This window comes from Acidovorax sp. 62 (assembly GCF_002754495.1).
Taxonomy (GTDB): domain Bacteria; phylum Pseudomonadota; class Gammaproteobacteria; order Burkholderiales; family Burkholderiaceae_C; genus Acidovorax.
In genome coordinates, this window is record NZ_PEFJ01000001.1 from 1,970,355 (window position 1) to 1,983,699 (window position 13,345).

Sequence of the window (13,345 nt, forward strand, 5' to 3'; positions counted from 1 at the left end):
GTGGCTGAATTCAACCGACCAGATCACGCACCTGCTGCAGCGCAGCGGGGTCGTCCATGGTGGTCAAGTCGCCAGGATCGCGGCGCTCGGCCACGGCCTGCAGGGCGCGGCGCAGCAGCTTGCCGCTGCGCGTCTTGGGCAACACATTCACAAAGTACACGCGCGACGGCCGGGCAACGGCGCCCAGTTGGTGGTCCACCTGTTTCATGACTTCGCCTTCCAGCTTGAGGCGGCCCGCATCCGAGTCGAGCCCCGACGCATCGCGCGCCACAGCAAACGCCATGGCCACCTGGCCCTTGAGCTGGTCGGCCACGCCCACCACGGCCACCTCGGCAATGTTGGGGTGCGAGGCGATGCTCTCTTCGATCTCACGGGTGCCCAGGCGGTGGCCCGCCACGTTGATCACGTCGTCCGTGCGGCCCAGGATGAAGTGGTAGCCATCGGCATCGCGAATGCCCCAGTCAAAGGTGCTGTAGATGAGGCGGCCAGGAATGCTCTTCCAGTAGGTGTTCACAAACCGGGCGTCGTCGCGCCACACGGTTTGCATGCAGCCAGGGGGCAGCGGGCCTTCGATGGCGACCACGCCTTTTTGGTTGGCCCCCGTCAGTTCTTCGCCGGTGGACTCGTCGATGATCTTCACGGCGTAGCCATACGTGGCTTTGCCGGGGCTGCCAAAGCGGGTAGTTTGCTGCTCTACCCCATTGGCCAGGGTCAAGATGGGCCAGCCGGTTTCAGTCTGCCAGTAGTTGTCGATGATGGGCACGGCCAGCGCATCGCTGATCCATTGCGCCGTGGGCTCGTCCAGCGGCTCGCCCGCCAGCCACAAGGCCTTGAGGCTGGAGACGTCGTATTTTTTGAGCCAGCTGGGGTCTTGCTTCTTGAGCACACGCACGGCCGTGGGGGCCGAGAACATGTGCGTGACCTTGTACTTTTCCACAATGCTCCACCACACGCCCGCATCGGGCCGGGTGGGCAGGCCTTCGTACATGATGGTGGTCATGCCTGCAATCAGCGGGCCATAGATGATGTAGCTGTGCCCCACCACCCAGCCGATGTCGCTGGTGGCAAAGTAGGTCTGGCCCGGTTGCGCATCAAAAATGTGCTTCATGCTGGCCGCCAGGGCCACGGTGTAGCCGCCGGTGTCGCGCTGCACGCCCTTGGGCTTGCCGGTGGTGCCGCTGGTGTACAGGGTGTAGCTGGGGTGGGTGGATTCAACCCATTCACACGGCACAACGGCATGCAGGTGCTGCTCGCGCAGCGATGCCCAGTCGTGGTCGCGCCCCGCTTGCAGGGCCATGGGGGCCAGGCCCCGGTTGACCATGAGCACGGCCGCTGGCTTGTGGGCCGACAGGCTGATGGCTTCGTCCAACAAGGGCTTGTAGGGCACCACTTTGCCGCCACGCGATCCGGCATCGGCACTGACCACGGCCACGGGCTCGGCGTCTTCGATGCGCGAGGCCAGCGAGCCCGCCGCAAAGCCGCCAAACACGACCGAGTGCAACGCACCGATGCGCACACAGGCCAGCATGGCAAAGGCGGCTTCGGCAATCATAGGCATGTAGATGAGAACACGGTCGCCCTTCTTGACCCCCAGGCTTTGCAGCGTGGCGGCCATGCGCTGCACCTCGGCATGCAGCTCGGCAAAGCTGTAGCTGCGCTCGGTATCGGTCTCGGTGGAAATCGCCACCAGCGCGGGCTGGTCGGCACGGGCTTGCAGGTGGCGGTCTACCGCGTTGTGGCACAGGTTGGTGGTGCCGCCCACAAACCATTTGGCAAAGGGAGGGTTGCTGTAGTCGCACACCTGCTGGGGAGGCGTGTGCCAGTCGATGAGCGCCGCCTGCTCGCCCCAAAAGGCATCGCTGTGGTCGATGGAATGGCGGTAGAAGTCAGCGTAGCTGGCCGTGGGGGTCGTGGCGCTCATGGGTTATGTCTCCTTGCATCTCGATCTGGACCTGGGCCATTGCAGCAGGCACGGCCACCTACGATGGCAGCCCAACACGCTACCCCGCCGCAGGCACCTGCGGCAGGAGGAGGTGTTCGCCGGCGCACGCGAAGGGCAGCGCGCTTGGCCCAGGTTTTGAATTCATAATTATTCATAACGTGCTTGCGGCAAGCTGACGGGAGCGCACTCTGGTTCTCACAACATGCCGGGGCTTTGTCGCCACCGCTCTGGAGGCATTACGCAGGCGTTAAGCAGGCACCTGCTGGCCGTTGTACTCGGCCACCAGCCGCTCAAAATCAGCCACAGGAATGGGCTTGCTCAGCAGATACCCTTGCCAGCTGTGGCAGTGGTTGCGTGCCAAAAATGCCCGCTGCTCCTCGGTCTCCACCCCTTCAGCAATCACGCTCAGCCCCAGACTGGTGGCCAGGGCCACCACGGTGCGGGCAATGGCCGCATCGTTGGGGTCGGTGAGCACATCGCGCACAAAGCTCTGGTCGATTTTGAGCTGGTTCAGCGGCAGGCGCTTAAGGTAGGCCAGCGATGAATACCCAGTGCCGAAATCGTCGAGCGAAAAGCCCACGCCATAGCTCTTGAGCTTGGCCATCTTGGCGATGGTGTCTTCCACATCGGCCAACAGCAGACCTTCTGTCATTTCAAGTTTGAGGCGCGCGCCCTCGGCCCCCGAGCGGGCCAAAGCCGCCAGCACCTGCGGCACAAAGCTGCTTTGGTGAAACTGCCGCGGGCTCACGTTGACGGCCAGGCTGAGCCCCGCCAACAAAGGCTGCTGCGCCCACTGCGCCAGGCGCTCGCAGGCGGCGTTGAGCACCCACTCGCCCAGCGGCAGGATGAGGCCGGACTCTTCTGCCAGCGGAATAAATTGCGCTGGCGAGACAAAACCGTCGCGCGGATGGCGCCAGCGCAGCAGTGCCTCGGCTCCGGTAATGCGGCCGTTGTCCACCTGGGGCTGGTAGTACAGCTCGAACTGCTCCTGGGCCAGGCCTGCGCGCATGTCGGCCTCCAGCGCCGCACGGGCACTGACGGCGGCCTGCATTTGCGGGTCGTAAAAGCGCAAAGTGTCCCGACCCGCAGACTTGGCCTGGTACATGGCCAGGTCGGCACGCTTGAGCAGTTCATCCACCGTCTCACGCATACCGCTGAAGACGGTGATCCCCATGCTCAGGGAGCTGTGATGTGCCTCACCGTCCAGCGTGTAGGGCTCGCGCAGGGCCTGGAGGATTTTTTGCGCAGCGTCTTCCGCGCGTGCAGCAGCGTCTTCCGGGGTGTCACCCAGGTCTTCGAGCACCACCACAAACTCATCCCCCCCTTGGCGGGCCACCGTGTCGTCTTCATGCACGCAGGCGCGCAGGCGGTGCGACACCTGCAGCAGCAGCGTGTCGCCACGGTCGTGTCCCTGGGTTTCGTTCAGGGTTTTGAAGTTGTCCAGGTCCAGCAGCAGCAGGGCCCCGCTGCGCTGGTGGCGGGCGCTGGTGGCCAGGGCCTGCTGCAAGCGGTCCAGCAACAGGCGCCGGTTGGGCAGCCGGGTCAAGGGGTCGTAGAAGGCCAGATAGCGGATCTCTTCCTCCGCTGCCTTGCGCTGGCTCAGGTCCACCATGGTGATGAGGTGGTCCTTGCCCACCAGCACCCCGGCAATTTCAACGCTGCGCTGCTGGCCGTCGTGACAATGGATCACATACTCGGCGGGCTCGATGCTGCCGTCGAAGGCATGGGCATGCTCCAGCGCCCGGCTCCAGGCGGCCCGGTGCCTTGCGCGGGTTTCGGCGTCGGGGTACACCTGCTGCCACCACTGCTCAGCGGTGGGGATGTCCTGCTCGGTGTAACCGCAAATTTGCACAAAGCGTTCGTTGCGAAAGCTCATGCGCCCATCGTGCTGCACCAGGCAGACCCCCACGGGCAAACGCTGCAAAATGCCGCGCAGGCGCTGCTCGTTGCCGCGCAGTGTCTCTTCCATCTGCTTGCGCGAGGTGATGTCTTGCACCATGGCAATGTGAAAGTCTGGCGTGGAACCCAGGGTCCACATAGGGGTCACGGTCAGGTCCACCCAGACTTCCGCGCCATTTTTGTGAAAGTAGCGTTTTTCGATGCGGAACTCCGGAATATCGCCCGCTTTGAGGCGGTCCATCTGGGCAAACCCCGCAGGCTGATCGGCCGGATGGCTGATCTCGCGCAGGCTGCGGCCCTGCAGCTCTGCGGCGGTGTAGCCAATGATGTCGCAGTAGCGCTGGTTGATGCGAACGATCAGCCCGTTTTGCGAGTTGATCTGCGCGACGCCGACAGCGGCCTGGTTGAACAGGGCGCGAAAGCGTTCCTCGCTCTCGCGCCGGGCTTCATCTGATGCCTGCGCCTGCACCAACGCGCTGGTGCGCTGACGCACCAGCAGCGTCACCAGCACCCCCAGCAAGCCCGACACAAGAGCCCCCGCCCCACCGGCAATCCAGGGCAAGCGCTGCTCCGTAGGCGACAGCAGCGAACGTGTGGGCTGGAAGGTCAAGCGCCAGCGCCGGTCATGCACCTGCAAGCCTTTGACCAGCGTAGGTGCGCCAGGCAGGGCCTGGCCCGTGGGCTCCAGCAAAGGGCGTGCAGTCTTGTCTGTGACCTGTTCGCGCACCGAGCCCGCATCTTCCATGGCCACAGCCACCCCTTGCAGGTAGCCCTGGGCTTCCAGCGCTCGCACCATGTCATACACCCTGATGGTGGCGGCCACAGCGCCCAGAAAAGGCGGCGGCCCACTGCCGTGTCCCCCGCTCCTGTCAAACACCGGAATGCGGATGACAAATGCCGACCGGTGGGTTTGCTCCTGCAGCAAATCAAACGGCGCAGAGGCCACGGGCCTGCCGCTGTCGCGGCTGTAATGCATGGACGCCAAGTTGGTCGGCTGTGCACTGATGTCCATCCCCAGCATGTGAGCATTGCCCTCAAGCGGCCATATGTAGTGCACCACAAAATACTCGTCCCGATCACCAGGCGGGTGCACCGTGAAAACAGGCGCACCTGGCGCATCGCGCGACAGCTCGGCGCGAATGCTGGCCTCGTAGCCGGCTCGCTCGCTATGGGACACGCGCTTGGTAAATGCCAAGTTGCGCACCCCGGGATAGCGCTGCACAGCATCCAACTCCGACACGACCCGCTCGAATTCGGCGCGCCCCAACTGCGGGTTCAGCGCAAACAGGTTGTGCAGGCCGTACACGATTTCAGTATTGGCGGCTACGCGCTGGCTCAGGGCATCGGTGAAGGCGCGGGCCTCCTGCGTGAACCGCGTCTGCTCCACCATGGCCACCGACTGCCATTGCTGCTGCACCAGCCAGTAGGTCGTGACCAACCCTACCAATGCCACAGCACAGCCTGACAGCCAGTGGCGATAGCGACCGAGGGAGAGGAAGGACAGCGTCATAAAAAGGGGTTGAATGCCAGACACCACCAAGCCTGCCTGGCTTGAGCCTCCTGCGCAGCAGGTGGCTCTCAGCAAAGACCCAGGCGCTTTGAGCGACGGCAAATATGTCCGCATTTTGCGCCACATTTGGCAACATCTGGTTACCGCACATACTTCAAGCCAAATTTACCTTTTACGCAACAAATACAAGCGCTAGCAGCTATGAAATGCATAGCATATGTTCCACATCCCAGACAAGCGGAGGAATGCTGTTGTTTTGCGGCTGCAGCCCCGTCATGTCCTCACCCGCATTCCGGCTGCACAATGGGATCCGCTGTCCGATGGGCAGCCCCGCCCTTGCGTTCTCTGCCAAAACCCTTGTGTAACCGCCGGTTAAGCAAGCTTGACGGCAACACAGGGCTCCATTGGCTTCAAACTGGCACGCAATGCAAAGCATCTCGTCACTGAATGTCATTGATCTCTTGCTGGATGCCGTCTGCATCGTGGACGAGGACAGCCGCATTGTGTTTGTGAGCCCCGCGTTCGAGCGTATTTTTGGCTACACCCCGCAAGAAGCAGTCGGGCTGCTGATGTTGGACCTGGTCCACCCCGAAGACCGCCAAGCCACGGAGCAGCAAGCCCATAGGGTCATGGGCGGCAGCCCCCAATTGCAGTTTGAAAATCGCTACGTGCGCAAAGACGGAGCCGTCGCGCACATTCTGTGGACCGCCCAGTGGCTGCCAGAGCGCCGCTTGCGCCTGGCTGTGGCGCATGACATCACCAAGCGCAAGCACACCGAGTCAATGCACGCGGCGATCTATGCCATCTCGGAAGCCGCGCATGCCGCCCCCAACCTGCCCACCCTTTTTGAACGCATTCACCGCATCATCGGTGGGCTGATGGCGGTCGCCCAGTTCACAGTGGCGCTGCATGACCGCGCGCGTGGTGCTTTGAGCTTTCCCTATCTGGCCCCTGCGCTGGAGCAAAACCCACACGGCGCACCCGGAGCCGGGCAAATCCAGCTGTGCACCCGGGTGATCCAAGAGGACAGGCCCTTGCGGCTGTCGACTTGCGAAGGGCCACAAACCTGCCACTGGCTCGGGGTGCCACTGCCCGGCCAGGACGGCGCGATGGGCGCCCTGTTGTTGCAAGGCCCTGCCGAGGGAGATACCTACAGCGAGGCCGACAAGGAATTGCTGCAGTTTGTCTCCACCCAGGTGGCTTTGGCCATTGAGCGCACCCAGATGCACGAGCGGCTGCAGCACATGGCGCAGTACGACCAGTTGACCGCTCTGCCGAACCGCGCACTCTTCAATGACCGGCTGAGGATTGCCATGGCGCGCGCGCACCGGGAGCAAACCCTGCTGTCTTTGCTGTTCATTGACTTGGACCGTTTCAAAGAGGTCAACGACACCCTCGGTCATGCGATGGGCGACCTGCTGCTGCAGGGCGTGGCGCAGCGCCTGCAAGCCTGCGTACGTGGCTCGGACACCGTGGCCAGGCTGGGGGGAGACGAGTTTGTGGTGCTGCTCGAAGGCATTCATGCCGGCGAGCTGCCCCAGCCTGTGGCCCAGAAAATTCTCACAGCGTTCGCTCAGCCATTTGATCTGAATGGACTGGCACTGAGCATCCAGCCCAGCATTGGCATGGCGGTGTTCCCAGAGCACGGCACCCATGAAAGCATGCTGCTTAGCCACGCAGATGAAGCCATGTACCAGGCCAAGCGCAACGGCGGCAATCAGTTCATTGTTCACCCGCGTGGCGCAGCGACGCGCCAGGGGCTGTCTGGCTCGGCTTAGAGGGCTCACAAAACTCCCCTGGCGTCGTCGTTTCGCCTTTTTGCAAGGCTTGTAATGCTTGTGGCGAAACGCCTGGCCAGGGCCGCTTCGCTGAGTTTTGTGAGCCACTCTGAGAACCTGTTCAAAGTCTTTTTGGAGATTGCATTGGAGTGCAATCGGGATGAGTGGATGCTTCGGATGCGCAGCATGGGCTCGTGCCCATGCAAGCAGCCGGGGCGTTCAATCGCCCGATTTCACTCCAACCCTTCGGGCAAGTGGCTTGCCGGGCAGTCTGCGTTGTTGCACCGCTTGCCAATAGCACGGGCTATTGGCCGCGCGCTGCGCCTAGCAGCCCATCCCGGCAAGGCTCTTGTGCAACTTCAAAAAGACTTTGAACAGGTTCTTAGACCCTATGTACGATCTTCTCCGGGAAAGAAAGGCCCACACCACCATGCTGTATGCGACCCTCAAACTGGTCCACTTGCTCGCAGCCATCGTCTGGCTGGGGGGCATGTTCTTCGCCCATTTCTTTTTGCGCCCTGCAGCACAAACGCTAGAGCCTGCGCTGCGCGTTGGCCTGATGCTAGGCGTTTTGCGGCGCTTTTTTGCGACCGTGGTGGCAGCCGTGGTGGCCCTGCTCGCATCGGGCCTGTGGATGGTGGGCAACGTCGCCAAACACGCAGTGCAAGCAGGGGGCAGTTTTGCCATGCCCTGGGGCTGGACTGTGATGGCGGCCCTGGGCGCGGTCATGGCCGTCATCTTTGGGTACATCCGCCTGTCGCTTTTCCCCCGGCTCAGCCGCGCCCACCAAAGCGCTCACTGGCCGGAGGCGGGCAAAGTGCTGGCCCAAATCCGGACGTGGGTGGGTATCAACCTCGCTCTGGGGTTCGCGGTTGTCGCAGTGGCAACGCTTGCATGAACAGGCGCCCCGCAGCGTGCCCGGTGGTGCAGAATGACCGAACACCGTCACCACCCACCGGGCTTTCTCCATGCAATTCGGCTACACCATCATTTACGTTCCGGACGTAGCGGCCTCGCTGGCCTTTTTCGAACAAGCCTTTGGCATGACAAGGCGTTTTCTGCATGAGTCGGGCACCTACGGCGAGCTGGAGACCGGCGCCACCACGCTGGCTTTTGCAGACCACTCGCTAGGCCACTCCAACTTTGCGGGCGGCCATGTCGCTGCCCATACCAGCGCACAGCCCCTGGGCATGGAGATCGCGCTGATCACCCCCGATGTCCCCACAGCCCACAAACAGGCGCTGGGCAGCGGAGCCACCGAGCTGGCCCCCCCCAGCACCAAGCCCTGGGGCCAAACGGTGTCTTACCTGCGCTGCCCAGATGGCACCTTGGTCGAGTTGTGCACGCCGATTCTGGCCGGATAGCCCGCAGAACCCACTTGGCCATGTGGCCGCAGAGTCGGCTCGCGGATCCAGCAACAGCCCTCTGCGCAAAGCGGCGGGAAAGTGGCATGCTCTGAACCATGGGAACCATGTTGGAAAATTCACCCCCTGCCGTGCAGCCACGGCCAAGCACCCCAGTCGCTGTGGCCTTGAACCCGCTGCATGCCAAAGACTTGCAGGCCAAGGTGATTGGCTTTGTGGCCCTGGCGCTGGTGGTGACGGCAGCACTGGTTGCATTGGCGCTCTACACCAAATGGCAAGACGCGATAGACGCCCAGGAGCGGCAAAACGCCAACTTGGCGCGGGTTCTGCAAGAACAAACGCTGCGCGTGCTAGCCCCCATCGACCAGGCCACGCTGCGCATGCGCGATACCGTCGCCAAAGGCAGCTTTCAGCCCTCAGACTACACACGGCTGGCCAATGAGACGGGCCTCGTCCCGGATATCTTGACCCAGCTCTCCGTCGTGGGGGCGGATGGGCGGTTTGTGGCCAGCAATCTGGACCCGGATGGACAAAAGACCGGGCCACTCGATCTGTCGGAACGCGAGCACATCCAAGTGCACCTGGAGCCAGCGCGCCACGCAGATGCCCGCATGCAACTCACCCGCCACGGCTTGTTTGTTGGCAAACCGGTGCTGGGCAAGGTCTCTGGCAAGTGGACACTGCAACTCTCGCGCCCCATCGTGTCGCCCAGCGGTTACCTGCACGGAATTGTTGTGGCGTCGGTCAACCCCGACTACTTTGAAACGGTGTACAGCGACGTTGAATTAGGACCTGGCGGCGCCGTTTCGTTGCTGGGCGACGACAACACGCTGCGGGCGCGGGTGGCAGGTGGGGAGGCCACGGGTATGGGCAAATCCGTCACGCTGCCCAATGGCCACCCTTTGGCTGATCTCAACACGCCAGAAGGCGTTTATGTCCGTGTCAGTGAGCTGGACAAGACGGAGCGCATCACAGCCTTCAGACGGGTGCCGGGATACCCCTTGAACGTGGTGGTATCCAACACCACGGAGGCGGCGCTGGAAGAGTGGCGAGACATGCGCAACGTGACGCTGACCGTGGCATTGGTGCTGGGCGCAGCCATCGTGGCCAGCGGCGTGGGCTTTTTGCGCGGCGTGCGCCGACTGGAAGAGTCCCATGCCGCACTGGCCGTCAGCGAGGCGCAGGCCCAATCTGCCAGCCAGGCCAAAAGTGAGTTTCTGGCAGCGGTGTCGCACGAGCTGCGCACTCCGCTCACCAGCATCCGGGGCTTTGCGGAACTGATGGAGTTGCGCTTGCAGCAGCCTTCGTTCAGAGAGGCGGCCACCTTGATCCGGCAGGCGGCAGACCACCTCAACACATTGCTCACCGAAATTCTGGACTTGGCCAAGGTCGAGGCCGGGGCCATGCCCATTGTGCTGGCGCCCCACCCCGTGCGCGAACTGGTGCAAAACACGGCCGACTTCTTCGCTATTTCAGCGGCCCAAAAGGGCCTGACACTGCAAGTGTCGGTATCACCAGACGCCCCGCAATCGCTGGTGTGCGACGGGCTCAGGCTCAAGCAAATTCTGAACAACCTGCTCTCCAATGCCCTCAAGTTCACCGCACAAGGCGGCGTGCGGCTGGAAGTGGAGACAGGGGCAGAAGGAACACGGCTGCAGTTTCATGTCGTGGACTCGGGCCCCGGCATTCCACCGCACTTGCATGATCTGATTTTTGAGAAATTTCGCCAAGGCAGCGCCCAGGTGAGCAGCGAGCATGGAGGCACAGGCTTGGGCTTGGCCCTGTCCAGGGCGCTGGCGGAGTTGATGCATGGCGAACTGACCGTCACCTCCACACCCGGCGAAGGGGCGCGGTTCACACTGTCTTTGCCTTGCACGGAACCGGCTGCGGGCTAACCCAGGTTCTTATCCACGCGAAATGATCGGGGGGTCGATTCGTCTCATACCAACACACCCGGCGCCCCCCATAGCGCCATAAAAAAAGCCAGCGCAGATGCGTTGGCTTTTCCCCACCAGAATGTGCGCAGCGTTGCCGCTGCGCAAGGCGCATCAGAAGCGCCAGCCGAGGCCCACGCCCACCAGAACAGGGTCCACCTTGAACGTGCCAATCTTGGCGCCTGCCAAGCTCACGTCGGTCTTGATGAAGACCTTCTTGACGTCCAGATTCAGGTACAGGTTCTTTTGCAGCGGAATGTCCACGCCCACTTGCAGGGCTGCACCAAAGCTGTTGCGGTCAATGTCTACGCCAGCGGGCAGCTTCACGCTGGAAAAGCGTGTGTAGTTGATACCAGCGCCCACGTAAGGCTTAAAGCTGCCCATGGGCATGTGGTACTGCACCAGCAGCGAAGGAGGCAGGTGCTTGAGCGTACCAATCTTACCGCCCAGAACGCTGGAGCTCAGGTTGTGCTTTTGGGGCACGGTCAACACCAGTTCGGCAGCAATGTTGGGGGTGAAGAAGTACGACACGTCGACTTCAGGAATGACCTTGTCGTTCACCGACAGACCGAGGCCGGTGCTGTCTTTGTTGGCGCTATCGAGGTTCACGGCACGGGCACGCACCAGCCAAGGGCCTTCGGCTTGCTGCGCAAACGCAGCGCCCGAAGTCATCATTGCGCACAGAACGGCCACGGTCAGCAGGTTTTTCTTCATACAGAACTCAATGCAGTTGAACGGGGACGACCCCCGTGTTTGTATTGGGCCTGTTAGCGAAATGGTCAACCTTGCCACAGGTCAAACAACCCCGTGTTTACCCGAGACGATTCGGTCGGCGCCCATTCAATCGATGGGCCAGGTGCCGGCCCCTTCAACCTTGGGTGGCAGGGCTGCCGCGCAAACGTTGCGCCGCCGTTACGGCCACCAGCACCACTATCCCAGCGAGCAGCCCAATCAACGCATTCACCCCATTGGGAACCAAAAACGACCACAAGCCCCCCGCCGGCCACTGGGCTGCCGCAGTGCCCCAACCTTCGACAGCGTGGTGCAGCCAAGGCACACCGTGCACCAAGATACCGCCCCCCACCAGGAACATGGCGGCAGTGCCAGCCACTGACAAGCCCTTCATCAACCAAGGGGCCGCCCACAAGATGCTACGACCCATGGCCTGGGCAGCACTGCTGCTTTTGCGATGCAGCCACAGGCCAAGGTCGTCCAACTTGACGATGCCTGCCACGAGACCGTACACACCCAACGTCATGATGAATGCAATGCCGCTGAGCACCATGACCTGCTGCGCAAAGGGCGCGTTTGCCACCGTACCCAACGTGATCGCAATGATCTCGGCGGACAAGATGAAGTCCGTGCGCACGGCACCTTGGATCTTCTCTTTTTCAAAAGCCACCATGTCCACGGCAGGATTGGCATTGGCTTTGACCAGGCTGTCGTGCTCTGCCTGGGCTTCTTCTTGTGGGTGCAAAAACTTGTGGGCCAACTTTTCCGTACCTTCAAAGCACAGGAAAGCACCACCCAGCATTAACAGTGGCGTCACAGCCCAGGGCGCAAAAGCGCTGATCAGCAGCGCCGCAGGTACCAGGATGACCTTGTTGATCAAGGACCCCTTGGCCACCGCCCATACCACCGGGATTTCACGGTCTGCGCGTACGCCAGTGACCTGCTGGGCGTTCAGCGCCAGATCATCGCCCAGCACGCCAGCGGTCTTTTGCGCGGCGACCTTGGTCATCACGGAAACATCGTCGGCCATGGCCACGCTCTTTTTGGCCGCCACTTTGGTCATCAACGCGACGTCGTCAAGGATGGTCGCGATGTCATCCAATAAAGCTAAAAGGCTGCCTGCGGCCATGGAGTTTCCCCAACGAAGTCAATGAACCCGCGGGACTATATCAACCAGGTCCATCGGCATACCCAAAAGCCGCCCTCGCCCACAGCCCATTGGGCTCACCAGCAACACCCCCCATCCCGGCCATCCGTGCAGATGCCTCCAAAAGCCATGAGAGCAGGCTCTGAGGGCTGTTTTCGGTATAGCGCATACTCCATGCCCTCACCCACTCTATCGGGGTCCCTTGACAACGGGCTTCAGGCCCATTGCATGCCAGGCTACCTCACCAAGCAAGAGAGCATCCCCGTCCCAGGGGTTGCTAATCTGTTCATTCGCTCGCTGCTGGACAAACAGCAATTTTCCGACCCCCTGGGCGCTGCCGAGCAACTGGGCATCTCTTCTGCGGCTTGGCCCTTGTTTGGGCTGTTGTGGCCTTCAGGCGCAAAGTTGGCAGCCCGCATGGCCTCGCGCCCTTTGCGCACCGGGGAGCGGATCTTGGAGATTGGCTGCGGACTGGGGCTGGCGAGCCTGGTGTGCCATCGGCGCGGCATGGATGTCACGGCCAGCGATTGCCACCCGCTGGCAAGGCAGTTTCTGGAGGAGAACCTGCGCCTTAACGCGCTAGCCCCCATGAAATACCGCACAGGCCAATGGGGCACAGACAACCCCCAGGGCATGGGCGACGTGCAGGGCCAGTTTGATCTCATCATCGGCAGCGATGTGCTGTACGAACGCGATGCACGCGCCACTTTGGCCCATTTTCTGGATGCCCATGCAGACCAGGGGGCTCAGATTTGGATAGTCGATCCCAACCGGGGGAATCGGGCGGCATTCCACAAACAGATGGCGGTGCACCGATTTGAGGTGGTGGAAGAGCGCCTGGACTGCCCGGCATTGGAGAGCGCGCCAGCCTACAAAGGCCGCCTGCTGGTGTATGAGAGACCCCGCACCCACGCCCTGGTGGAGCCCACTTGAGAGCCCCGGGCCATACAAAAGCCAAGGCTCAGACAGCCACCCGCATGGTCTGAGCTCCATTAAAAAAGGCCGGGCGCTTGCGCGTCAGGCCTTTTTTGCACAGGCA

General features: G+C 62.2%; 10 protein-coding genes. 6 read left to right on the forward strand and 4 right to left on the reverse strand.

What is annotated here, in order from left to right:
• Positions 1-10: 10 nt before the first annotated feature.
• The gene (locus CLU86_RS08770) at positions 11-1,921 is read right to left on the reverse strand and encodes a propionate--CoA ligase (protein WP_099741354.1); all 1,911 of its coding nucleotides are present in this window, start codon (positions 1,919-1,921) and stop codon (positions 11-13) included.
• 268 nt (positions 1,922-2,189) lie between these two features.
• A complete protein-coding gene (locus CLU86_RS08775) occupies positions 2,190-5,351 on the reverse strand; it encodes an EAL domain-containing protein (RefSeq protein ID WP_099741355.1) in 3,162 nt (1,053 codons plus the stop codon).
• 13 nt (positions 5,352-5,364) lie between these two features.
• On the opposite strand from CLU86_RS08775, the gene CLU86_RS22615 reads away from it, so the two are divergent.
• The 5 genes from CLU86_RS22615 (at position 5,365) to CLU86_RS08800 (ending at position 10,388) form a co-directional block, all read left to right on the forward strand.
• Positions 5,365-5,547, forward strand: a complete 183-nt coding sequence (locus CLU86_RS22615; protein WP_143226691.1) for a hypothetical protein — start codon at positions 5,365-5,367, stop codon at positions 5,545-5,547.
• A 229-nt stretch (positions 5,548-5,776) separates the two neighbouring features.
• Complete coding sequence (locus tag CLU86_RS08780) at positions 5,777-7,129, forward strand: diguanylate cyclase domain-containing protein (protein WP_099741356.1); 1,353 nt, start codon at positions 5,777-5,779, stop codon at positions 7,127-7,129.
• Between the two features lie 430 nt (positions 7,130-7,559).
• Positions 7,560-8,027, forward strand: a complete 468-nt coding sequence (locus CLU86_RS08790) for a CopD family protein (RefSeq protein ID WP_099741357.1) — start codon at positions 7,560-7,562, stop codon at positions 8,025-8,027.
• 70 nt (positions 8,028-8,097) lie between these two features.
• Positions 8,098-8,493 (forward strand): VOC family protein, encoded by a 396-nt coding sequence (locus tag CLU86_RS08795; RefSeq protein WP_099741358.1) that lies wholly within the window; start codon positions 8,098-8,100, stop codon positions 8,491-8,493.
• Between the two features lie 107 nt (positions 8,494-8,600).
• The gene (locus CLU86_RS08800; protein ID WP_099741359.1) at positions 8,601-10,388 is read left to right on the forward strand and encodes a sensor histidine kinase; all 1,788 of its coding nucleotides are present in this window, start codon (positions 8,601-8,603) and stop codon (positions 10,386-10,388) included.
• Positions 10,389-10,541: 153 nt separating this feature from the next.
• On the opposite strand, the gene CLU86_RS08805 is transcribed toward CLU86_RS08800, so the two are convergent.
• Positions 10,542-11,141 carry an OmpW family protein gene (locus CLU86_RS08805; RefSeq protein WP_099741360.1) on the reverse strand — a complete coding sequence of 200 codons (600 nt, stop codon included), beginning with the start codon at positions 11,139-11,141 and terminating at the stop codon, positions 10,542-10,544.
• 154 nt (positions 11,142-11,295) lie between these two features.
• A complete protein-coding gene (locus tag CLU86_RS08810; RefSeq protein ID WP_099741361.1) occupies positions 11,296-12,288 on the reverse strand; it encodes a DUF808 domain-containing protein in 993 nt (330 codons plus the stop codon).
• A gap of 246 nt (positions 12,289-12,534) precedes the next feature.
• Between CLU86_RS08810 and CLU86_RS08815 the strand changes: the two genes are divergently transcribed.
• Entirely contained in the window at positions 12,535-13,239 is a 705-nt protein-coding gene (locus CLU86_RS08815; protein ID WP_099741362.1) for a methyltransferase, read from the forward strand.
• The last annotated feature ends 106 nt before the right edge of the window (positions 13,240-13,345 follow it).